The 21341-nt window shown below is 64.8% G+C and carries 19 protein-coding genes and 1 riboswitch; of the genes, 9 read left to right on the top strand and 10 right to left on the bottom strand.

Going from position 1 to position 21341, the window contains the following annotated elements; translation table 11 throughout:
• Positions 1-81: 81 nt before the first annotated feature.
• Positions 82-2778 (bottom strand): methionine synthase, encoded by a 2697-nt coding sequence (gene metH, locus AC4QBL_RS17030; protein WP_472902173.1) that lies wholly within the window; start codon positions 2776-2778, stop codon positions 82-84.
• A gap of 79 nt (positions 2779-2857) precedes the next feature.
• A riboswitch (S-adenosyl-L-homocysteine riboswitch) is annotated at positions 2858-2967 on the bottom strand.
• A gap of 284 nt (positions 2968-3251) precedes the next feature.
• Between metH and AC4QBL_RS17035 the strand changes: the two genes are divergently transcribed.
• Positions 3252-4847 (top strand): sigma-54-dependent Fis family transcriptional regulator, encoded by a 1596-nt coding sequence (locus AC4QBL_RS17035; protein ID WP_472908480.1) that lies wholly within the window; start codon positions 3252-3254, stop codon positions 4845-4847.
• Positions 4848-5007: 160 nt separating this feature from the next.
• On the opposite strand, the gene AC4QBL_RS17040 is transcribed toward AC4QBL_RS17035, so the two are convergent.
• Together AC4QBL_RS17040 and AC4QBL_RS17045 are read right to left on the bottom strand one after the other, a co-directional pair.
• On the bottom strand, positions 5008-5265 hold the full coding sequence (locus AC4QBL_RS17040) for an SWIB/MDM2 domain-containing protein (RefSeq protein WP_472902159.1): 258 nt from the start codon (positions 5263-5265) through the stop codon (positions 5008-5010).
• A 233-nt stretch (positions 5266-5498) separates the two neighbouring features.
• The gene (locus tag AC4QBL_RS17045) at positions 5499-5834 is read right to left on the bottom strand and encodes a RidA family protein (protein ID WP_472908481.1); all 336 of its coding nucleotides are present in this window, start codon (positions 5832-5834) and stop codon (positions 5499-5501) included.
• Between the two features lie 132 nt (positions 5835-5966).
• On the opposite strand from AC4QBL_RS17045, the gene istA reads away from it, so the two are divergent.
• The 3 genes from istA (at position 5967) to AC4QBL_RS17060 (ending at position 8860) form a co-directional block, all read left to right on the top strand.
• The gene (gene istA / locus AC4QBL_RS17050; protein WP_492131608.1) at positions 5967-7493 is read left to right on the top strand and encodes an IS21 family transposase; all 1527 of its coding nucleotides are present in this window, start codon (positions 5967-5969) and stop codon (positions 7491-7493) included.
• Entirely contained in the window at positions 7486-8301 is an 816-nt protein-coding gene (gene istB / locus AC4QBL_RS17055) for an IS21-like element helper ATPase IstB (RefSeq protein WP_472901868.1), read from the top strand. The genes istA and istB overlap by 8 nt, the downstream gene beginning before the upstream one ends.
• A 94-nt stretch (positions 8302-8395) precedes the next feature.
• Positions 8396-8860, top strand: coding sequence for a PaaI family thioesterase (locus tag AC4QBL_RS17060; RefSeq protein WP_472907768.1), 465 nt, complete (start codon positions 8396-8398; stop codon positions 8858-8860).
• Between the two features lie 49 nt (positions 8861-8909).
• On the opposite strand, the gene AC4QBL_RS17065 is transcribed toward AC4QBL_RS17060, so the two are convergent.
• From AC4QBL_RS17065 to AC4QBL_RS17080, 4 genes are all read right to left on the bottom strand, one after another.
• Complete coding sequence (locus AC4QBL_RS17065) at positions 8910-9329, bottom strand: DsrE family protein (protein ID WP_472907767.1); 420 nt, start codon at positions 9327-9329, stop codon at positions 8910-8912.
• 190 nt (positions 9330-9519) lie between these two features.
• Positions 9520-11256 carry a SulP family inorganic anion transporter gene (locus AC4QBL_RS17070; protein WP_472907766.1) on the bottom strand — a complete coding sequence of 579 codons (1737 nt, stop codon included), beginning with the start codon at positions 11254-11256 and terminating at the stop codon, positions 9520-9522.
• A 43-nt stretch (positions 11257-11299) separates the two neighbouring features.
• Positions 11300-12193, bottom strand: coding sequence for an MBL fold metallo-hydrolase (locus AC4QBL_RS17075; RefSeq protein ID WP_472907765.1), 894 nt, complete (start codon positions 12191-12193; stop codon positions 11300-11302).
• Positions 12194-12306: 113 nt separating this feature from the next.
• The gene (locus AC4QBL_RS17080) at positions 12307-12945 is read right to left on the bottom strand and encodes a peroxiredoxin (RefSeq protein ID WP_472907764.1); all 639 of its coding nucleotides are present in this window, start codon (positions 12943-12945) and stop codon (positions 12307-12309) included.
• Here AC4QBL_RS17080 and AC4QBL_RS17085 point away from each other — a divergent pair.
• On the top strand, positions 12944-13219 hold the full coding sequence (locus AC4QBL_RS17085; RefSeq protein WP_472907763.1) for a hypothetical protein: 276 nt from the start codon (positions 12944-12946) through the stop codon (positions 13217-13219). The two genes, AC4QBL_RS17080 and AC4QBL_RS17085, sit on opposite strands and share 2 nt — an antisense overlap.
• On the opposite strand, the gene AC4QBL_RS17090 is transcribed toward AC4QBL_RS17085, so the two are convergent.
• Genes AC4QBL_RS17090 through AC4QBL_RS17100 form a run of 3 tightly spaced genes read right to left on the bottom strand, consistent with a single transcriptional unit; the run spans position 13209 to position 15797 of the window.
• Positions 13209-13373, bottom strand: a complete 165-nt coding sequence (locus tag AC4QBL_RS17090) for a DUF2474 domain-containing protein (protein WP_472907762.1) — start codon at positions 13371-13373, stop codon at positions 13209-13211. The two genes, AC4QBL_RS17085 and AC4QBL_RS17090, sit on opposite strands and share 11 nt — an antisense overlap.
• Positions 13370-14374: a cytochrome d ubiquinol oxidase subunit II gene (cydB, locus tag AC4QBL_RS17095; RefSeq protein WP_472907761.1), complete on the bottom strand. Its 1005-nt coding sequence runs from the start codon at positions 14372-14374 to the stop codon at positions 13370-13372. Before cydB ends, AC4QBL_RS17090 begins: the two co-directional genes overlap by 4 nt.
• Positions 14375-14384: 10 nt before the next feature.
• On the bottom strand, positions 14385-15797 hold the full coding sequence (locus AC4QBL_RS17100) for a cytochrome ubiquinol oxidase subunit I (protein ID WP_472907760.1): 1413 nt from the start codon (positions 15795-15797) through the stop codon (positions 14385-14387).
• A gap of 660 nt (positions 15798-16457) precedes the next feature.
• Between AC4QBL_RS17100 and AC4QBL_RS17105 the strand changes: the two genes are divergently transcribed.
• The 4 genes from AC4QBL_RS17105 (at position 16458) to AC4QBL_RS17120 (ending at position 21255) form a co-directional block, all read left to right on the top strand.
• Complete coding sequence (locus tag AC4QBL_RS17105; RefSeq protein ID WP_472907759.1) at positions 16458-17027, top strand: OsmC family protein; 570 nt, start codon at positions 16458-16460, stop codon at positions 17025-17027.
• Positions 17028-17095: 68 nt separating this feature from the next.
• Positions 17096-18241, top strand: coding sequence for an acyl-CoA dehydrogenase family protein (locus AC4QBL_RS17110; protein WP_472907758.1), 1146 nt, complete (start codon positions 17096-17098; stop codon positions 18239-18241).
• Entirely contained in the window at positions 18238-19536 is a 1299-nt protein-coding gene (locus tag AC4QBL_RS17115; RefSeq protein WP_472907757.1) for an FAD-dependent oxidoreductase, read from the top strand. Before AC4QBL_RS17110 ends, AC4QBL_RS17115 begins: the two co-directional genes overlap by 4 nt.
• 156 nt (positions 19537-19692) lie before the next feature.
• Positions 19693-21255 carry a methyl-accepting chemotaxis protein gene (locus tag AC4QBL_RS17120; protein ID WP_472907756.1) on the top strand — a complete coding sequence of 521 codons (1563 nt, stop codon included), beginning with the start codon at positions 19693-19695 and terminating at the stop codon, positions 21253-21255.
• Positions 21256-21341: the final 86 nt, after the last annotated feature.

The following is a 21341-nucleotide window of genomic DNA, read 5'->3' on the forward strand; positions in this document are numbered from 1 at the left end:
ACTGTGCTGGCCTTGTAGCACGCGCTTCCTGCACCACCCCCCACCGTCAGGTCGGCGGCCAACCCGGCTGGACGAGCGGCTTCAGAGGTTGGTGCCCAGCCAGCGCTTGAGATCGGTCACAGCCACGCCGCTGCGCGCGGCCAGGTCTTGCATCTGGTCTTCGCCGAGTTTGCCCACGTTGAAATAGGTGCTGTCGGGGTGGCTCAGGTAGAAACCGCTCACGCTGGCGGCCGGCGTCATGGCCAGGCTTTCGGTCAGACCCATGCCAATGTCGTCGCACTGCAACAGCGCAAACATGGCGCGCTTGACCGAATGGTCGGGGCAGGCCGGGTAGCCCGGTGCGGGGCGGATGCCCTGGTACTTTTCTTTGATGAGCTCTTCGTTGCTCAGCGCCTCACCCGCGGCGTAACCCCACAGGTCGGTGCGCACGCGGTGGTGCAAACACTCGGCAAAGGCTTCGGCCAGGCGGTCTGCGAGCGACTTGAACAGAATGGCGCTGTAGTCGTCGTGCGCGTCGAGAAACTGCTTTTCTTTCTTTTCGCTGCCCAGCCCGGCGGTCACGGCGAACAGGCCCACGTAGTCGTTGGCCGCGCCCTTGGGCGCCACAAAATCGGCCAGGCAGCGGCTGGGGCGCATCACGCCTTCCACCATCTGCTTTTCGGTTTGCTGGCGCAGGCCGTGCCAGGTCAGCGCCACCTGGCTGCGGGTCTCATCGGTGTACAGCTCAATGTCGTCGTCGTTCACCGTGTTGGCCGGGTACAGACCGATCACGCCATTGGCGCTGAGCCAGCGGCCTTCAATGATCTTCTTCAGCATGGCCTGCCCATCAGCAAACACCTTGCGGGCCTGCTCGCCCACCACGGCGTCGTCCAGGATGGCGGGGTACGGGCCGGCCAGGTCCCAGGTCTGAAAGAACGGCGCCCAGTCGATGAATTTGGCGATCTCGGCCAGGTCGAAATTCTTGAACTGGCGCTTGCCAATGAACTTGGGTTGGGTGGGTGTGAAGCCCGCCCACTTGATGGGCGTTTTGTTGGCGCGCGCCTGCGCCAGCGGCCACAGCGTCACCTGCTTTTTGTTGGCGTGCTGGGTGCGCACCTTGTCGTAGTCGGCGTTGAGTTCGGCGATGTATTTGGCCGCCTGATCGCTCAGCAAACCCTGCGCCACGCTCACGCTGCGCGAAGCGTCGGGCACATACACCACCGGGCCGCTGTAGTGCGGCGCGATCTTCACGGCGGTGTGCACACGGCTGCAGGTGGCGCCACCAATGAGCAGTGGAATCTGCGCGTCGCGAAAGTGCGCGTCTTTCTCCATCTCGCTGGCTACGTACTGCATTTCTTCCAGGCTGGGCGTGATCAGGCCCGACAGGCCCACGATGTCTGCGCCCTCTTTCTTCGCCATGGCGAGGATCTCGTGGCAGGGCACCATCACGCCCATGTTCACCACCTCGAAGTTGTTGCACTGCAAAACCACGGTGACGATGTTTTTGCCGATGTCGTGCACGTCGCCCTTCACGGTGGCAATCACAATCTTGCCCTTGGCTTTCACGTCGCCACCGGCCGCCTGCAGCGCCAGCTTTTCGGCTTCGATGTAGGGCAGCAAGTGGGCCACGGCCTGCTTCATCACGCGCGCGCTTTTCACCACCTGCGGCAGAAACATCTTGCCCTGGCCAAACAGATCGCCCACCACGTTCATGCCGTCCATGAGCGGGCCCTCGATCACGTTCAGCGGGCGCCCGCCGGCGGCCTCAATCAGGCGCCACATTTCTTCCGTGTCTTCGGTGATGTGCTCGTTCATGCCGCGCACCAGCGCGTGTGTGAGCCGCTCGCGGATGGGCAGGCCGCGCCACTCGTTTTTCTTGCTGTCGTCCTTGGCCGCGCCCTTGGCGTTTTCGGCCACTTCCACCAGGCGCTCGCCCGCATCAGGCCGGCGGTTCAACACCACGTCTTCCACGCGCTCCCGCAACTCGGGCTCCAGCTCGTCGTACACGCCCACCATGCCCGCGTTGACGATGCCCATGTCCATGCCGGCTTTGATGGCGTGGTACAGAAAGACGGTGTGGATCGCCTCGCGCACCGGGTCGTTGCCCCGAAAGCTGAACGACACGTTGGACACACCGCCGCTCACCTTGGCGCCCGGCAGGTGCTGCTTGATCCAGCGCGTGGCGTTGATGAAATCGACCGCGTAGTTGTTGTGCTCTTCAATGCCGGTGGCGATGGCGAAGATGTTGGGGTCGAAGATGATGTCTTCCGGCGGGAAACCCACTTCATCCACCAGCACGCGGTAAGCGCGCTCGCAAATTTCCACCTTGCGCTCGTAGGTGTCAGCCTGGCCCTTTTCGTCAAAGGCCATCACCACCGCAGCGGCGCCGTAGCGCTTCACCAGCCCGGCCTGGCGCTTGAACTCGTCCACGCCCTCTTTCATGCTGATCGAGTTGACGACGCCCTTGCCCTGCACGCAGCGCAGGCCGGCTTCAATCACGTCCCACTTCGAGCTGTCCACCATCACCGGCACACGCGCAATGTCGGGCTCGCCGGCGATCAGGTTCAGGAACTTCACCATCGCGGCCTTGCTGTCCAGCATGGCCTCGTCCATGTTGATGTCGATGATCTGCGCACCGTTTTCCACCTGCTGACGCGCCACGGCCAGCGCCTGCTCGTATTCGCCGTTCAGGATCATGCGAGCAAACGCCTTGGAGCCGGTGACGTTGGTGCGCTCGCCCACGTTCACAAACAGGCTGTCGGTGCCAATGCGCAGCGGCTCCAGGCCAGACAGCAGCATGGGCGGCACGGCCACGGCGGACGAAGAAGAAGACGAGGTGGAATCAACGGACATGGGGCTCACCAGGGTTGCAGGCTGAAACTGGTGAGCGCCGTTGGGGGCCGGACGGACCGGCGGGGCGGTAGACGCCCGGTGTCTCAAGCCTGACGCCCACCGGGTCGGTGGGTCGCTGCAGCGCTCCTTGAGAGGGATTGATTTTAAAGCATGGCCCAGTGGCACTCTGCTGCGGGGCTTGTGCGCTCATGGAGTGCTTCAGCAGCTAGGTAGACCTGCCTTGACCTCGTTTGGGTGAGGTAGCCGCTCAAGCCTCTCAAGATCGCCCGGCCAGCAGCCCCACCAGCTCAGCAGGGCCCGCCTCACGCGTGTAAAAGCCTTCTTTCGTTGGATGGCAGGGTTTTAAAGCCTGCTTTCATGTGGTTCATCACGTCTCTGGTGCGATGTTTGCTAGCAGTACCCGCAACCGCCACACAGCCATGCCACCGCAACGCCCACTTTCCGACGCCAGCGACCCCGCCACCGACTGGCCCGCTCAAGAGCTGCTGCTCATGCGCGAGGTGATGAAGCTCGTGGGCCGTAGCCTGGCGCCGGCGTTTGTGCTGCGCGAAATGCTGCACCTCATGAGCGAGCTGCTGGGCCTGAACCGCGGGCGCATGGTGCTGGCTGACGAGGTGTTGCCGGGCCAGCCGCGCACGGCTTCGGTGCGCCATGCTTACGGCCTCACCACCGACGAGGCGGCGCGCGGCGTGTTTCAGTGGGGCGAGGGCATCACCGGGCGGGTTCTGGCCAGCGGGCTGCCCGCCATCGTGCAAGACGTGGACGCCGAACCCCTGTTTTTGTTTCGCACCGTGGCGCGCACCGAGCTGCCGCCGCAGACCGTGGCCTACCTTGCGCTGCCCATTGAAATCAACGGTGCCACCGTGGGCGTGCTGGGCTGCCACCGCATCCGCAGCCGCCAGCGCCACCTGAACGACGACCTGGCCGTGCTGCGCCTGCTGGCCACGCTGGCTGGGCAGCTGCTGCAGCTGGAACAGCTGGTGGCCGAGCAAACCCGCCAGCTCGAAGCCCGCAACGAAGTGCTCAGCCGCGCGCTGGACACCCACACCGCGCGCTACGGCCTCATTGGCCGTTCGCCCGCGCTGCTGCAAGCGCTGGGCGAGCTGGAAAGGGTGTCGCAATCTCAAGCCACGGTGCTGCTGCTGGGCGAGTCGGGCACGGGCAAAGAGCTGTTTGCCCGCGCCGTACACCTGGCCAGTGGCCGGCATGCGCAGCCGTTCATCAAGGTCAACTGTTCGGCCATTCCCGAGACGCTGTTTGAAAGCGAACTCTTTGGCCACGAGCGCGGCGCCTTCACGGGCGCCCACAGCGCGCGCCCCGGCTGGTTTGAGCAGGCCAACGGCGGCACCATTTTTCTGGACGAAATTGGCGAACTGCCGCTGCCCATGCAGAGCAAGCTGCTGCGCACCCTGCAAGAAGGCACGCTGGTGCGACTGGGCGGCCAACGCGAACTGCACATCGACGTGCGGCTGGTGGCCGCCACCAACCGCGACCTGGCCCGCGAGGTGCAGGCCTGGCGCTTCCGGCAAGACCTGTATTACCGGCTCAACGTCATCCCCATACGCCTGCCCAGCCTGCGCGAACGCCGCGAAGACGTGCGCGCCCTGGCGCTGCACTTTGTGAGCCGCGCCAACCAGGCGCACCAGCGCAACGTGTACCTGGCGCCCGACGCGCTGGCCCGGCTGGAAGCGCACAACTGGCCCGGCAACATCCGCGAGCTGGGCAACCTGATTGAGCGGCTGGTGCTGCTGGCCGATCACCCCGGCATCAGCGCCGCCGCGCTGGAACGCTTCATGCCCGAAGCCTGGGCACCGCCGGCCGCAGCCGAGCCGCCGCCCAGCTTACCCCTGCCGGCAAGCCACGTGCGCGACTACCAAAGTGCCCGTTCACACAGCACCCAAACCCTGCAAGACGCCCTGCTGCGCCACCACGGCAACCAGAGCCAAGCCGCGCAAAGCCTGGGGCTCACGCTGCGGCAGTTTGGCTACCGGTTGAGGAAGGCGGGATTGAGGTGAGGCGATTCAAGCGCCGACGGAATCGTCAGGAGGCTGGCGACCGGACCGGCGAGGCGCGGCCCGTCGAGCTGGGTGGGCGCTGCTGTGGCAGACCCGTGCGCATGAGCCGCCTATGGCTCACCGCACAGCGCCCGGCCCGAGAGCCGGGCGCCGTAGTGGGTTAGCTCAGGTGCTTGCCCACCAGCCCGGTCATTTCAAACATGGTGACTTCGTCTTTGCCGAACACCGCCTTGAGTTTGGCGTCCGCCAAGATGTTCCGCTTGTTTGCCGGGTTCTGCAGGTTGTTGGCCTTGATGTATTCCCACATGAGCTTCACCACTTCGGTGCGGGGTTGCGGCGTTGCACCGATCACAGCGGCCAGCTCGGCGCTGGGGGTGAGGGCTCGGCTGAATGCGGTTGGCTTCTTGGCAGTGGTCATGTGAAACTCGTGGGTTAAAGCGGCCCATTCTAGGGCGTGCGCCAGATCCCTCTGCAACCACCCGCCTAGGACCAAGCGGGGTCGGGGATCTTGGCGCCTGTTCTGAGGCAGGCGCAGGGTCGATGACCAAGCTGGGCAGACGCTGGCGCTAGCACAGGGGCAGCCGACGGTTGTCCGAGTCCGAACGGCTCTTGAAGGTCAAGCGGGCATCAACTTCATGGGTACCGAAATGCTTATCGCGCCGTTCCTTCAGCGTTCGAAACCACGGCATCGATCTGGATCAACGCGCCCTTAGGCAGTTCCGAAACACCAACGAAGCGACTGGCCGGTCCTGCGCTCTGAAAATGCGTGGCACAGAGTCTATTGACAGCCTCTGCATCAGCAAGGTTCTTCAGGTAGATATTGACCTTGACCACGTCGGCCATCGAGTGGTTGATGCTCTCCACGATGGCTTTAATATTGGCCAAGCACTGCTCGGCTTGCTCTGCAACGCCGCCGGAAACCAGGTTGCCCGTCTTTGCATCGATCGGCAGTTGCGCCGACAGGTGGTTGTAATGCGAGAACGCCACGGTTTGCGTTGACAGCGTGTTGATTCATTTCCAAAACTGGGCCATTTCGGGACGCGTTCACGTTGAAATCTGAGCCACGTTGCCGCTCTATCCTGCTGAATTTTTCAGCACGGAGGAGCAGGAGTGATCAACGTGAGCACATTGAGCAAGTTACGCCGCCTCGTGCTGAGGCAGGACGTGTCGGTGCGCGAGGCCAGCAGGCGCCTCGGTATCTCGCGCAACACAGCCACCAAGTGGCTCAAGGACGGCCAGATGGCCGAGCCCCAATACCCACAGCGGGACTCGGGGCCCAGCATCCTCGATCCGTACAAAGAGCAGTTGAGCCAGTGGCTCAAGGCCGATAGCCACCGCAGCAAGCGCGATCGGCGTGGGGTCAAGGCGATGTTTGAAGCACTGCGGGCGCAGGGCTACAGCGGCAGCCGAGGGCCGGTCTACGCCTTTGCCCAGCGCTGGCAGCAAGAGCAAGGCAACGCTGCGCGCGGCGCAGGGTTTGTGCCGCTGAGCTTCGAGCTGGGCGAGGCGTTCCAGTTCGACTGGAGCTGCGAGTACCTCTTCATAGGGGGACTGCGCCGCCGTCTGGAGGTGGCGCACACCAAGCTGGCGGCCAGTCGCGCCTTCTGCCTGGTGGCGTACTACAGCCAGGCGCACGAGATGCTGTTCGACGCGCACGCACGGGCGTTTGCCCTCTTCGGTGGCGTGCCCCGGCGGGGCATCTACGACAACATGAAGACTGCGGTAGACAAGGTCGGTCGGGGCAAGCAGCGCAGCGTCAATGCGCGTTTCGAGGCCATGACCGGGCACTACCTGTTCGAGCCGGAGTTCTGCAACCGGGCTGCCGGCTGGGAGAAGGGAGTCGTCGAGAAGAACGTTCAGGATCGGCGCAAGGACATCTGGCGCGAGGCCAGTGAGCGGCGCTGGGGGACGCTTGGCGAGCTCAACGACTGGTTGCAGCAGGCCTGCGTGAAGGCCTGGGCCGAGATGAGTCACCCTGAGTGGGTGCATCTCACGGTGGCTGATGTCTGCCAGGACGAACGTGTTCGCCTCATGCCCAACCCGCGTGCGTTTGACGGCTATGTGGAGCAGCCGGTGCGGGTCTCTGCCACCTCGCTGATCCACTTCCAGCGCAACCGCTACAGCGTGCCGTGTGAATGGATCCACGCGGTGGTCAGTCTGCGGGCCTACGCGGATGGCCTGCTGGTGGTCGGACCCGATGGGCGGCAGGTGCGGCTGGAGCGCAGCTTCGAGCGGGATCAGACGATCTACGACTGGATGCACTACATCGCGCTGGTCGAGCGAAAGCCCGGTGCGCTGCGCAATGGTGCGCCCTTCAAGACCATGCCCGAACCCCTGCAGGAACTGCAGCGCCAGTTGCTGCGCCACAGCGGGGGCGACAGGGTGATGGCGCAGGTGCTCATGGGGGTGAGCCTGCACGGGCTGGAGGCCGTGCAGGTGGCGGTGGAGCTGGCGCTGCAGTCCGGGCGGGTGAGTGCCGAGCACGTGCTCAACGTGCTCTCTCGCTTGCAGGAGCAGCGTGCGCCCGAGCCGCCAGTGGCCACGATGCTCACGCTCAATACGCCACCACTGGCCAACCTGCGGCGCTATGACGCACTGCGCAACCCCCAGCCTCATGAGGCGTCACCGGAGTCCGACCATGCATGATGTCATTGATGCTTTCAAAGCGCTGGGCCTGCACGGCATGGCCAGTGCATGGCCGGAGGTGCTGGGCACCGCCCGCATGAAGTCGCTCGACCATGAGGCCGTGTTGCACCAGCTCATCAAGGCTGAGACGGCGCAGCGCGAGGTGCGCTCCATGGCCTACCAGATGCGCGTGGCGCGGTTCCCATCGCACCGCGATCTCGCTGGCTTTGACTTCGTCCATGCGCAACTCGATGAAGCGCTGGTGCGCCAGCTGCACACCCTTCGATTCCTGGAGTCGGCGCACAACGTGGTGCTGGTCGGTGGCCCCGGCACGGGCAAGACCCACCTGGCTACGAGCCTGGGGATCGAGGCGATCCGCATGCACGGCAAGCGGGTTCGTTTCTTCTCTACGGTGGAGTTGGTCAACGCCCTGGAGCTGGAGAAGGCTCAGAACAAGTCTGGGCAGTTGGCACATCGCCTGATGTATGTCGATCTGGTGATCCTGGATGAACTGGGCTACTTGCCGTTCACGCAGTCGGGCGGCGCGATGCTGTTCCACCTGCTCTCCAAACTCTATGAGCGAACGAGCGTGGTGATCACCACCAACCTCACCTTCTCGGAGTGGAGCAGCGTCTTTGGCGACGCCAAGATGACCACCGCCTTGCTCGACCGTCTCACGCACCACTGCCACATCGTGGAGACGGGCAACGAGAGCTGGCGATTCAAGCATTCCAGTGCCGCTGGCGCGGCACTGCCAAAGCAACGCCCAAAGACTCAGAAAGGGGATCGAAAACCAGCGGACCCTATAGACTTATCCACAACCGAATAGCCAAAAAACCCATCAACCCGGTGGCTCAGTATTCGACGTGATCACTGGCTCAGTTGTACTGATGAATCAACATCCACCACACCGGAGCCCACCCATGAAAGCCTTTCAAGACCACTACCCCGACAACGTGTCGCACTGCTACGGCTGTGGCAGCAACAACCACCATGGTCACCAGATCAAGACCTACTGGGAAGGGGATGAAACCGTGACCCGCTTCAAGCCCGAGCCGTTCCACACCTCGGTACCGGGCTACGCCTATGGCGGGCTGATTGCCTCGCTGATCGACTGCCACAGCACCGGCACGGCCGCAGCCGCCATGTACCGCAGCGAAGGCCGCGACATGGACACGCTGCCCCCGTTTCGCTTCGTCACCGGTTCCCTGCACGTGGACTTTTTGAAGCCCACGCCGCTGGAGACCACGCTGGAGATTCGCGGTCAGGTGAAGGAGATCAAAGGCCGCAAAGTGGTGGTGGAAACCACGGTGATGGCGGACGGCGTGGTGACAGCTCGGGGCAGCGTGGTGGCGGTGCAAATGCCCGACAGCTTCGGCCAGGCCTGAAAACACCAACGGCGCCCCGCGGGGCGCCGTTGGCTGGGTTCACACCCGATCAGAAAGCCAGCGTGTTCACACCCGGCTTGAGCAAGTGGGCCGCCACGTCAGCGGGCTTGGCCGGCTGAACGCCCTCGATCAGATCCGACGCCTTCAGGCCGGTGTTGGGCAGGTACAGCGCGCACACCTCCACCTTGGCGCCGGCCTTGATGACGCCTTGCAGCATTTGCTGCGTGGTCACCTCACGCGGCTTGAGCTTGGGGCCTTGCTTGCCCGCCACAGCCATGTCGCCAGCGGCGTCACACAGCAACACGCGCACACTGGCTTTTTGTTCCAGGGCCTGCCCAGCCAGCACCAGGCCTGCGCCTTGTGCCATGGCGTTGCCGCTGTGGATGTTGACAAACAGTTCCTGGGTCTGGGCCTGGGCCACACCGGACAACAGCAGGGCGGCAGCGCCCAGGGCGATCAGCTTCTTCATGTGCAAATTCCTTGAAATGATGGCGCGCCGCGAATTCGGCTCACCTGCGCTGAACTCAACCAGCACACACCCTATTTTTCACATACCTGCTGGGGTATCCATGAGAAATCGCAAGCGCCTGAAAATTTCCGGGTTTTGATGGGCATGCCATGCCCACTTGGGCGTGAAACCAGCGGCGGGCGAAAACCCATCAGCGCGGCGGTGTTTCCGACACGAGCGCGGTGACCGCCTGGTGGTGCGTGAGAAACACACGCCCCGTGAGGTGTGCCAGAAAATCACTGCGCTGCAGCCGGTCCATGACCGGACCTTTCACCTCGCTCAGGTGCAGTTGCACGCCCGCATCTTTCAGGCGCTGCGTGATCATTTCCAGGCTTTCCAGCGCGCTGGCGTCAATCGCGTTGATGGCCGTGCACTGCAGCACCACATGGGCAATGGCGGGGTGGGCGGCCACCTCGGCGGCAATGTGGTCTTCCAGGTAGCGGGCGTTGGCAAAGTACAGGCTTTCGTCCACACGCAAACTCAAAATGCGGTGGTGCGTTTGCACCGCGTGGCGCAAGACATTGCGGTAGTGCTCGGTGCCCGGCACCCGGCCCACGGTGGCGATGTGCGGACGGCTGGTGCGCCACAGATACAGCAGCAGCGAAGCACTCACGCCCGCCGTCAAGCCCGCTTCCACGCCCCACAACAGCGTGAGCGAAAACGTGAGCGCCAGCGCGGTGAAGTCGGCGCGGGCGTAGCGCCAGGTGCGCTTGAAGGCGCCGAAGTCCACCAGGGTGAGCACGGCCACCACAATGGTGGCGGCGAGCGTGGCCTGGGGCAAATAGTGCAGCGCAGGCGTGAGCAACAGCGCGGCCACCAACAGGCCCAGCGCGGTGAAAACGCCCGCGGCGGGCGTGCGCGCACCGGCATCAAAATTGACCACCGAGCGCGAGAAACCACCGGTCACCGGAAAGCCCCCGGTAAGACCCGCCGCCATGTTGCTCGCCCCCAGGGCGCGCAGTTCGGCATCGGGTTCAATGCGTTCACGGCGCTTGGCGGCCAGCGACTGGCCCACCGACACCGACTCCACAAAACCCACCAGGCTGATGAGCAGCGCCGCCGTGGCGAGCTGCTCCAGCTGGGGCCACAGGCTGGCGTCCAGCACCGGCAAGCTCAGGGGTGGCAGGCCGCCGGGCACAGCACCCACCACGCGCAAGCCGGCCTCGTCCAGGCGCAGCCCCCAGGCCAGCAGCGTGGTGACGGCCAGCGCCAGCACGGGTGCTGCCTTGGTGATCACATCTGAGGCCAGCGCACCCAGGCCCCAGGCGCGCAACCGCGCCTTGAGGGAGCGGCGCACCCACAACAGAAAAGCCAGCGCACCCAGCCCGATGGCCAGCGTGGGCCCATGCACCTGCGCGGCGTGGTGCCACAGGCTGGGCAACAGCTCGGGCAGGGTCTGCCCGGTCAAGGGCACGCCCATGAGGTGCTTGAGTTGGGTGGCGGCAATCAGCAAGCCCGAGGCGGACACAAAGCCCGAAATGACCGGGTGGCTCAAAAAGTTGGCGACAAACCCCAGCCGCAGCGCGCCCATGGCAAACAGCATGGCGCCGCTGAGCAAGGCCAGCAAGGCGGCTGCGGTGGCGTAGCCCAGGCTGCCTGCGGCCGCCACCGGGCCCAGCGCCACGGCGGTCATGAGCGATGTGACCGCGGCCGGCCCCACCGCCAGTGTGCTGCTGGTGCCAAACACGGCGTAAACCACCAGGGGCGCCATGCTGGCATACAGCCCGGCTTCGGGTGGCAAGCCGGCGAGCAAGGCATAGGCCAGGCTCTGCGGGATCAGCATGAGGGTGACCACCGAAGCGGCTACGGCGTCGGCGCTGAAATGCGCGCCAGTGTATTGACGCCCCCATTGAAGAATGGGGAACCACTGTGCCAGGGGACTCTTCATATAGGGCGCTTACGGGCTTGGGTGACTGGGCTCAACAGGCCTCTTAAACGGCGTTGATGGGTATCTTGAGGTAGGTCACGCCATTGTCTTCGGGTGGCGGCATTTGGCCAGCCCGCATGTTGACTTGCACCGAAGGCAGGATCAGCACCGGCATGGCCAGGGTGGCGTCGCGCTGCTGGCGCATCTGCACAAAGTCTGACTCACACACGCCCTGGTGCACATGCACATTGGCGGCTTTCTGCGCGCCCACGGTGGTCAGGCATTGGGGTTCGCGGTCGCTGGGCGGGTAGTCGTGGCACAGGTAGAGCTCGGTGTCGTCGGGCAGGCTCAACACCTTTTGAATGGACTGGTACAGCGTGCTGGCGCTGCCGCCCGGAAAGTCGCAGCGCGCGGTGCCGTAATCGGGCATGAACAGCGTGTCACCCACAAACGCAACGGTGCGGATCGGGTCCACGCTGTGGTCGCGCACCACGTAGGTCATGCAGGCGGGTGTGTGCCCGGGTGTGTGCAGGGCGCAGGCCTGCAAGTGGCCGATGGAGAAGCTTTCGCCATCCACCAGCAGGCGGTCAAACTGGCTGCCGTCGCGGGCAAATTCGGTGCCGGCGTTGAACAGTTTGCCAAAGACATGTTGCACGGTGGTGATGTGCGAACCAATGGCAATGAGCCCACCCAGGCGCTGCTGCAAATAGGGCGCGGCGGAGAGGTGGTCGGCATGCACGTGGGTTTCAAGCAGCCACTGCACGCTCAGGTCCAGCTCGCCCACGCGGTCGATCAGACGGTCGGCGCTGGCGGTGTCGGTGCGACCCGATTTGGGGTCGTAGTCGAGCACGCTGTCGATCAGGGCGCACTGCCCTGTGGACGCGTCCCACACGATGTGGCTGAAGGTGGAGGTGGCCGGGTCGAAATACGACTCGATGTGCATGCGAGGGGTGTTCATGGTGTTCATGGGGCGGGGCGCTGACTTTGTGGGCCAGACCCCGCCGCCGTTGCAGGTGGGATGGGCGGTCAACAAACCTCAGGCCCGTGGCCTTGCGGCCACGCACGGGCGTGTCAGAGCGACTTGGTGGAGAAGTACCAGTCGGTCGTCTTGTAGCCTTCGGCCATGCGCGCCTTGATCGCGTCGGGGCTCTTGGGCGGTGGCACGATCACGTCGCAGCCGGGCGTCCAGCCTTCGGGGGTGGCAATTTTGTTGGCGTCGCTGGTCTGCATGGCTTGCAAGAGGCGCACGAACTCTTCGATGCTGCGGCCGTTGCTCATGGGGTAATAAACCATGGCGCGCAGGACGCCGTTGGGGTCGATGAAGAAGGTGGCGCGCACGGCCTGCGTGTCGGCGGCACCGGGGTGCACCATGCCGTAGGCGCGGGCCACGTCCATCTTGATGTCTTCGATGATCGGGAAGCTGATCTCGACGCCAAACTTCTCCTGGATGTTCTGCGTCCAGGCCAGGTGCGAATACAGGCTGTCGATCGACAGGCCGAGCAGTTCGCAGTTCATGCCGCGGAAGGTCTCGGCGTGTTTCTGGAAGCCGATGAACTCGGTGGTGCAGACCGGGGTGAAGTCGGCCGGGTGCGAGAACAAAATCAACCACTTGCCGTTGTAGTCGGCGAGCGAGCGGTCACCGTGCGTGGTCTTGGCGTGGAAGGCGGGGGCGGCTTCGTTGAGGCGGGGGAAGCTGAAGACTTGTTCCATGATGAACTCCTTTTGGGTTGACTATCAAAAAAAACCGATCAAGAGTTTTTCTCAATCGATGATTGAAGTATGGATACCCGTGGGGGTTACCCGTTTGCGAAAAATCAAGTGGCCGGTTGGATTTGCTGATCGGGTCGATAGGCCTGCGCCATGCCTGCACGCAGGGTGCACAAGTGAAGCGGGCGCCCTGACGCTGCGACCGCACCGCACCGCGCCCGACCTGGCGCCAGCAGCCGTTTGCGCCCACCTTGCCGATGAAGCGTTCATGTCTTGAGCACCCAGCGCAGCACCATGGCCACCGCCGACAGCACGGCGATGCTGGCCACCCAGATACCGGCCATCCAGAGCAGGCGGCGCCACAGGGGCTGCAGCGGCTCTTGAGGGCTCGCCGGGGTGATGGCGGGCCAGCGCAAAAGAGGGGGTTTCATGCGTGGTACCCGTCTGCGCTGACCTTGCCGCGAAACACCCAGTAAGACCAGGCGGTGTAGCCCAGGATCATGGGCAGCACGAAGGCCGTGCCCCAGAGCATGAAGACCTGGCCACTGCGGTCGGTGGCGGCATCCCAGATGGTCACGGCGCCAGGCACAACATACGGGAACACGCTGATGCACAGGCCCACGAAGCTCAGCAAAAAGATGCCCAGCGTGAGCAGGAACGGCGCGGTCTCGTGACCCGCCTTGAGGCTGCGCACAAAGGCCACGCTGGCCAGCGCCACCAGCAGCGGCACCGGAGCCACCCACATCAGGCTGGGCCAGCTCAGCCAGTTGCTGAAGTAGTCGGCGCTCAGGAACAGGGTGGCGATGCTGACCGCTGCGATGGCCGCCAGCGTGGCGCCACCGAGCCACCAGGCCATGGCGCGTGCCTGGCGCTGCAGCGCGCCTTCGGCCTTCATCACGAGCCAGGTGGAGCCGAGCAGCGCATAGGCCACCACCACGCTCACGCCGGTGAGCAACGAGAAGGGCGTAAGCCAGTCCCACCAGCCCCCGGCATAGGCCCGCCCGCTGATGGCCACGCCCTGCAACAGCGCACCCAGGATGACGCCTTGCGAGAACGCGGCCAGCAGCGACCCACCGGTGAACGCAAAGTCCCAGAAGCCCCGGTGGGCCGGGTCGCGCCAGCGAAATTCAAACGCCACGCCGCGAAACACCAGCGCCAGCAGCATGGCAATGATGGGCGCATACAGCGCGGAGAAGATGAGGCCGTAGGCCAGCGGAAAAGCTGCGAGCAGCCCGCCGCCGCCCATCACCAGCCAGGTCTCGTTGCCGTCCCACACCGGTGCGATGCTGTTCATGGCGGTGTCGCGGTCGTGGCCCACCTCGAAGGTGTTGAACAGGATGCCGATGCCGAGGTCGAAACCATCCAGCACCACGTAAATGAAGACGGCCACCACGATGATGAGGGCCCAGATGAGGGTGAGGTCGATGTTCATGGGGTTCCCTTTATTCGGTGGCGAGGGCGTCGGGGCGCAGGGCCACGGCGGGCGTGGTGCCGGCGGCGCGCGCGGGGATGTTGGGCGGTGCCGACTCGTGCACCCCCGGCGGCTTGGCCATCAGCTTCAGGATGTAGAGCACACCGGCACCGAAGACCGCGAAGTACACGACCACAAAGGTCACCAGCGAGGCCGCCACGGCGGGTGCTGCCAGCGGTGAGGCCGACTCGGCCGTGCGCATCAGGCCCTGGATGGTCCAGGGCTGGCGGCCCACCTCGGTGGTGATCCAGCCCGCGAGCACTGCCACCAGGCCCGAGGGGCCCATGGCCAGCGCGAAGCGGTGCAGCCACCGCCATTCGTACAGCCGACCACGAGCACGCGCCCACAGGCTGAGCATGCCCAGCCCGGCCATCAGAAAGCCTAGGCCAACCATGACGCGAAAGGCCCAGAACACCGTGCCCACCGGCGGGTGGTCGGCCACGGGCACGGTGTCCAGTCCGTTCATGGGTGCGTTGAGGTCGTGCTTGAGGATCAGCGACGACAGCTTGGGGATTTGCACCGCGTAGTCCACACGGCCCTCAGCGCTGTTGGGAATGCCGAACAGGATCAGCGGCGCGCCTTCCGGGTGGCTCTGGTAGTGGCCTTCCATGGCCATCACCTTCACCGGCTGGTGTTCCAGCGTGTTCAGGCCGTGCAGGTCGCCCAGCACGATCTGCAACGGCGCCACGATGGCAGCCATCCACATGGCCATGGAAAACATGAGGCGCGCGCGCGGGTTGGCGCGGTCTTTCAGCAGGTGCCAGGCACCCACTGCGCCCACCAGAAAAGCGGTGGTCAGGTAGGCGGCCGAGAGCGTGTGCACCAGCCGGTACGGGAAGCTGGGGTTGAAGATGATGGTGAACCAGCTGCCGGCCGAAATGAACTGGCCGTTGGCGTTGATGGCGTAGCCCGCCGGGGTCTGCATCCAGCTGTTGACCGAGAGAATCCAGAACGCTGAAACAAACGTGCCCAGGGCCACCATGAGCGTGGCGGTGAAGTGCAGGCGCTTGCCCACGCGGTTCATGCCAAACAGCATCACGCCCAGAAAGCCGGCCTCCAGAAAGAAGGCCGTCAACACTTCGTAAGCCATCAGCGGGCCGATGATGGGGCCGGCCTTGTCGGAAAACACCGCCCAGTTGGTGCCGAACTGGTAAGACATGACGATGCCAGACACCACCCCCATGGCGAACACCAGCGCGAAGATCTTGATCCAGTAGCGGAACAGGTTCATGTAGTCTTCGCGGCCCGTCTTGAGCCACAGGCCTTCGAGCACCGCGAGGTAGCTGGCCAGGCCGATGGTGATGGCGGGAAACAAAAAGTGAAAACTCACCGTGAACGCAAACTGGATGCGCGCCAACAGAAGAGCGTCGGGAAGGTCAAACATGGTGGGTTCCTTGAATCAGAGGCATGCACGTCACCCATCAAAACCCATGCCACCGGTGCGTATTCAAAAAAGCTGAATCAATTCAACCGTCTGTGCGAAAAGGCGCCGCTGAGCACACGCAATGGCTGGCGGTTTTTTGTGCCAGAACTGGCCGTTTTCTGCCAGCCTGTCAGGGTGCATTGGCAGTTGGCCGCTGCGGTGTGGCTCATGAAACAAGCTTGAACCGCAGCGATGGCGGGTGTTTTGGCCGGGCTGCGCAGCGGCTCCAGCACCCATGCCCCGCCGCCACTGTGTTGACATTTTGTTAACACAGTGGCCACAACCCACAGCAGCCATTGGCCGCGCACAGGGGTGCCTGGCACACACAAACCCAAACAAATCAACCACTTGCGCGCACAGCCCCCGCTGTGCGCCGCCCTGGCACGTCCATTGCAATGAAGCTCGCAGGTCATCCCGCCCGCCGAGCTTCACGAGAGGACTTTTGCCATGCGCATGGACGCCAACCTGCAAACCACCGAGCCGGTGGTGGTGATGGCCAGCCGCGAGCCGGGCAGGTGCCCGCCCCCGCACCTGCCAAACCGCCTGCTGGCCGCCTGAGACCGGTTCGTTTTCCCTTTGCTTTTCCCTATCCCATCAACCTTGTCCACTTTGGAAACCTTTATGTCTGCAACCGATTTGCTCGAACCCGCCGCCGCTGTGACCACCGTGAAGACCTACCTGCGCCCGATTGACGGCACCGGCCTGGCCGCGTTTGCCGCCAAGGGCCAGGCCAACCCGGCCAGCCGGGGCACCAACAAGGTTCACACCGTGATGGAAGGCCAGTACCGCTCGCTGAGCTACGTGGGCAACCACGCGCCGGTGGTGGTGGACGAGCCGCTGCACCTGTTTGGCGAAGACACGGCGCCGGCGCCGGGCGAAATCGTGCTCTCAGGCCTGGGCGGCTGCATTGCCGTGGGGGTCACCGCCGTGGCCACCTGGAAGGGCGTGAAGCTGAGCAAGATCGAAGTGTTCATGGAGGGCGACATTGGCAACCCGGCCGCCTGGGGCGCGGGCGGTGCGCTGGAAAAAGCGCCACCCGAGATGGGCTTTCAGGCCATTCGAGTGAAGGTGCTGGTGGAAGGCGACGCGAGCCGCGAGGTGCTGAACGAGATCGTGCAGCACGCCAACTTTTATTCGCCGGTGGCCAACAGCATGCGCAACCCGATTCCGTTTGAGATTTCGATGGTCTGAACCCTCACCCCGGCCCTCTCCCGCAAGCGGGAGAGGGAGTGAATACAACGCCTCACCCTGGACCCGCCATGAACCCCGCTGACCTGCCACCCGAACTCGCCACCCCTGCCGAACACAGCCTGCTGGCCGCCGTGCGCGCCATTGCCCAGGGCCCGCTGGCCGAGCAGGTGGAGGGCATTGACCGCCAGGGCCACTACCCGCGCGCGGTGTTGCAGCAGCTGGCCGCAGCCGGCGCCATGAGCGCGCACTTGGCCGCGCCGGCTGGCCTGGGCAACTACGGCCTGGCCATTCGCGCCATGGCCGAGGCGTCCAAGGTGTGCGGCGCCACCGGCTTCATGATGTGGTGCCAGGCGGTGTGCGGGCTGTACCTGGAACAGTCGGGCAACCCCGCGCTCACGGGCGACGCGCTGATGCAGATGGCCAGCGGGCAGCGGCTGGGCGGCACCGCGCTGTCCAACCCCATGAAAAGCTACGCGCAGATTGAGAGCCTGTTGCTCAAGGCCACGCCGGTGGACGGCGGCTACTTGGTCAACGGCACCCTGCCGTGGGTGAGCAACCTCGGGCCTGACCACTGCTGCGGCGCCATTGCGGCGGTGGAAGCCGACGGCCAGAGCCTGGGCAAAGAGCTGATGTTTCTGCTGCGCTGCGACGCGCCGGGCGTGACGATGCGCGACTGCCCGAGCTTTTCAGCCATGGAAGGCACGGGCACCTGGGCGCTACACCTGAAAGACTATTTTGTGGGTGCCGGTGAGCTGATTGCCGACCCGGCCAAACCCACCATTGCGCGCATCCGCGCGGCGTTTGTCATGCTCCAGTGCGGCATGGCGGTGGGCATCACGCAGGGCGCCATCGACAGCATGTGGGCGGTGGAAGCGCAGCTGGGCCATGTAAACCAGTTTCTGGAAGACCGGCCCGACGCGCTGCAGGCCGAGCTGGACGCGCTCACCGAGCGCGTGATGAAGATGGCCGAAACGCCGTTTGACGGCAGCACCGAGTTTTTCATTGACGTGCTGGACGCCCGCGCCCACGGTGCCGAGCTGTGCCTGCGGGCCGCGCAGTCGGCGCTGATGCACCAGGGCGCGCGCGGCTACCTCATGAGCTCGGACGTGCAGCGCCGCGTGCGCGAATCGCACTTTGTGGCCATCGTCACACCGGCCATCAAGCACCTGCGCAAAGAAATCGCGCGGCTGAGCCAGGAAGTGATGCCACTATGAGCGCCCTCTCCCACATTTACGGCGAAGTGCGCGACCTGCCGCTGGCCGCGCCCATTGCAGCGGTGGCCACCGGCGAGCCGTTTCGCCAATACATTTGCGACGCCTGCGGCTACATCTACGACGAAGCCGTGGGCGACGCCGACAGCGGTCTGGCCGCCGGCACGCGGTTTGAAGACATCCCCGAAGACTGGTACTGCCCGCTGTGCGGCGTGACCAAAAGCGACTTTGCGTTGTACGAGGCCCCCAGCATCGAAGCCCTGCGCGCCCAGGCCAGCCGACACGCCCCGGTGTGGAACGCAGCCACGCGCCATCAGGCGGGCGTGGTGATCGTGGGCGGTGGCCGGGCCGGCTGGCAAATGGCCGAAGCGCTGCGTGCGCTCGATGCAGCGCTGCCCATCACCCTGGTGAGCGCCTGCGCCGCTGACGTGTACGACAAACCCCTGCTGTCCATTGCCATGGCGAGGCAGGTGGACCTGGGCCGGCTGGTGAAAGAAACCGGCGCTGACGCGGCCCGCCGCCTGAACCTGCGCCTGCTGGCGCACACCGACGCCGTGCGCATTGGCACCGACACCCGCACGCTGCGCACCACCCGCGGCACCCTGCGCTACGACCACCTGGTGCTGGCCCACGGCGCACAAGCCGCACTGCCCCCTGCACTGCCCGCCGCGCTGTGCTGGCGCATCAACCACCTGGGCGCTTACCAGCGGCTGCGCGCCGCGCTGGGTGACGCAGGCAAAGACGTGGTGATCGTGGGCGCCGGGCTGATTGGCAGCGAACTCGCCAACGACCTGGCGCTGGGCGGCCACCGCATCACCCTGCTCGACGTGATGACCCAGCCGCTAGGGCGCTGGCCGAACGAGCAGGCCGGCGCCCCGCTACTGGCCGCCTGGCAAGACCTGCCCATCCAGTTCAAGGGCGGTGTGCAAGTGGCCAGCGTGGAAAAGCTGGGCGCACGCTACCGCGTCACCACCACCTGCGGCCAGCGTTTCGCCGCCGACCAGGTGATCGCCGCCGCCGGCCTGGCCACGCCGCCGCGCCTGGCGCACAGCGCCGCCCTGGCCTGGGACAACGGCATTGCCGTGGAACCCGTGGGCCTGCGCACCAGCGTGGAGCGCATCCACGCGCTGGGCGACTGCATCACGGTGAATGGCCAGGCCAGCCGCTTCATTGAACCCATTGCCCGGCAAGCCCGCAGCATCGCCGCCGCCATCACCGGTGCCGCCCCCGTGCCGTATGAAACCAAGCCCGCCGTGGTGCGGGTGAAAACCACCACGCACCCGCTGACGCTGCATTGATCCCTTGAGGGCCGGTTGGGTGCCGCAGCCGCAAGGCCATTGCTCATGGACTGCTCAAGATCGCTCCGAGTCGACCGATAAGCTCCCACGGATGGCCTGAACTGGACACCGCGACAGGGTGTCGCAGTGCCTGCGAGACCACCTGTGGAGCCACATATGAAAAGGGAAACAATGACGATGACGGTATCGCGCCGGTTGGCGATTGCCTTTGCTGCGGTGATCGCGGTGTTCATCGCGGTGGCTGGCACCACGCTTTACACCGGTCATCGGCTGCAGGCAGCCGCAGACTGGAACACCCATACCTACAAGGTACTGGACGAATCGGGTCACATCCTGACCAGCATGATCAACATGGAAACCGGTGCACGCGGGTTTCTGCTGGCCGGTGACGACCAGTTCCTCGAGCCGTGGAACAAGGGCCTAGAGACCTATGGCGCCAGCTGGGCCGAACTCAAGAAGCTCACATCAGACAACACGGTTCAGCAAGAGCGGCTGGAGAAAATACAGGCGCGCCACCAGGAATTCGTGGGCGTGGTGAGGGCCACCCAACAGCTGCGCCGGGACGTCAAGGCCGGCTCCAGGACCTATGAGGAACTCTTGGCCGAGTTTGGGCTGGCCAAGGACAAGTCCGCGATGGACGGCTTCCGCGCGTTGGCGTCCGAGTTCGAAAAGGCCGAACGCGACCTGCTGGCCACCCGCTCTGCCGACGCACAAGCGCTGCGCGAATTGAACCGTGTTGTGGTGATCGGTGGCGCCTTGCTGGCTCTCGCGGTGGCCATTGGCATGGGCTTGTGGGTGTCGCGCTCCATCCTCGGCCAGCTGGGTGGCGAGCCCGGCTATGCCGCCCGCGTCGTCAAGGAAATCGCGGACGGCAACCTTGCGGTGGAGGTCAGCGTGCGCCAGGGCGACAACACCAGCCTGCTGGCGGCCATGAAGGGCATGCGTGACAGCCTGGCAACCATCGTTGCCAAGGTGCGGACGAACAGCGAAAGCATCGTCACGGCCTCGTCGCAAATCGCAGTCGGCAATTCGGATCTCAGCCAGCGCACCGAAGAGCAGGCCAGCAACCTGCAGCAGACGGCGGCTTCCATGGAGCAACTCTCCGGCACGGTCAGAACCACCGCCGACACCGCAAGCAAGGCCAATCAGCTGGCGGCCAGCGCGTCGGCAGCGGCCATCAAGGGCGGTGAAGTGGTGAGCACCGTGGTGAACACCATGCAAGGCATCGATGCCTCGTCCAAGAAAATCGCTGACATCATTGGTGTGATCGACGGTATCGCCTTCCAGACCAATATCCTGGCACTCAACGCCGCGGTGGAGGCGGCCAGAGCCGGCGAGCAAGGTCGCGGCTTCGCCGTCGTCGCCAGCGAGGTGCGCAGCCTGGCCGGGCGGTCTGCCGAGGCCGCCAAGCAGATCAAGTCGTTGATCGGTGCCAGCGTCGAACAAGTCGAGGTTGGAGCGAGCCAGGTCAACGACGCTGGCGAATCAATGAAGTCCATCGTTTCCGAGGTACAGCGTGTGAGCCAGCTCATCAGCGAGATCTCCGCGGCCAGTGCCGAACAGTCTCAGGGGATCATGCAGGTCGGCCATGCCGTGACCCAGCTGGACCAGGTGACCCAGCAAAATGCCGCGCTGGTGGAAGAAAGCGCTGCAGCGGCCGACAGCCTGAAGCACCAGGCCAAGAACCTGGCTGAGCTGGTGAGCGTCTTCAGGCTTTGACCGTGCGCACATGCAAGGTTGGCGTGCCAGGTCGGAGGGGCGTATCGACACCTCGCACCCCATAACGCTGCACCGCAACGCTGCAG

The organism is Hydrogenophaga sp. L99 (assembly GCF_058731905.1).

Coding starts and splice junctions, on each gene's coding strand:
- metH (WP_472902173.1), bottom strand. CDS start 2,778: ATGCTGCTGTCTGGCCTGGAGCCGCTGCGCATTGGCACCGACAGCCTG.
- AC4QBL_RS17035 (WP_472908480.1), top strand. CDS start 3,252: ATGCCACCGCAACGCCCACTTTCCGACGCCAGCGACCCCGCCACCGAC.
- AC4QBL_RS17040 (WP_472902159.1), bottom strand. CDS start 5,265: ATGACCACTGCCAAGAAGCCAACCGCATTCAGCCGAGCCCTCACCCCC.
- istB (WP_472901868.1), top strand. CDS start 7,486: ATGCATGATGTCATTGATGCTTTCAAAGCGCTGGGCCTGCACGGCATG.
- AC4QBL_RS17060 (WP_472907768.1), top strand. CDS start 8,396: ATGAAAGCCTTTCAAGACCACTACCCCGACAACGTGTCGCACTGCTAC.
- AC4QBL_RS17065 (WP_472907767.1), bottom strand. CDS start 9,329: ATGAAGAAGCTGATCGCCCTGGGCGCTGCCGCCCTGCTGTTGTCCGGT.
- AC4QBL_RS17070 (WP_472907766.1), bottom strand. CDS start 11,256: ATGAAGAGTCCCCTGGCACAGTGGTTCCCCATTCTTCAATGGGGGCGT.
- AC4QBL_RS17075 (WP_472907765.1), bottom strand. CDS start 12,193: ATGAACACCCCTCGCATGCACATCGAGTCGTATTTCGACCCGGCCACC.
- AC4QBL_RS17085 (WP_472907763.1), top strand. CDS start 12,944: ATGATGAACTCCTTTTGGGTTGACTATCAAAAAAAACCGATCAAGAGT.
- AC4QBL_RS17080 (WP_472907764.1), bottom strand. CDS start 12,945: ATGGAACAAGTCTTCAGCTTCCCCCGCCTCAACGAAGCCGCCCCCGCC.
- AC4QBL_RS17090 (WP_472907762.1), bottom strand. CDS start 13,373: ATGAAACCCCCTCTTTTGCGCTGGCCCGCCATCACCCCGGCGAGCCCT.
- cydB (WP_472907761.1), bottom strand. CDS start 14,374: ATGAACATCGACCTCACCCTCATCTGGGCCCTCATCATCGTGGTGGCC.
- AC4QBL_RS17100 (WP_472907760.1), bottom strand. CDS start 15,797: ATGTTTGACCTTCCCGACGCTCTTCTGTTGGCGCGCATCCAGTTTGCG.
- AC4QBL_RS17105 (WP_472907759.1), top strand. CDS start 16,458: ATGTCTGCAACCGATTTGCTCGAACCCGCCGCCGCTGTGACCACCGTG.
- AC4QBL_RS17110 (WP_472907758.1), top strand. CDS start 17,096: ATGAACCCCGCTGACCTGCCACCCGAACTCGCCACCCCTGCCGAACAC.
- AC4QBL_RS17115 (WP_472907757.1), top strand. CDS start 18,238: ATGAGCGCCCTCTCCCACATTTACGGCGAAGTGCGCGACCTGCCGCTG.
- AC4QBL_RS17120 (WP_472907756.1), top strand. CDS start 19,693: ATGAAAAGGGAAACAATGACGATGACGGTATCGCGCCGGTTGGCGATT.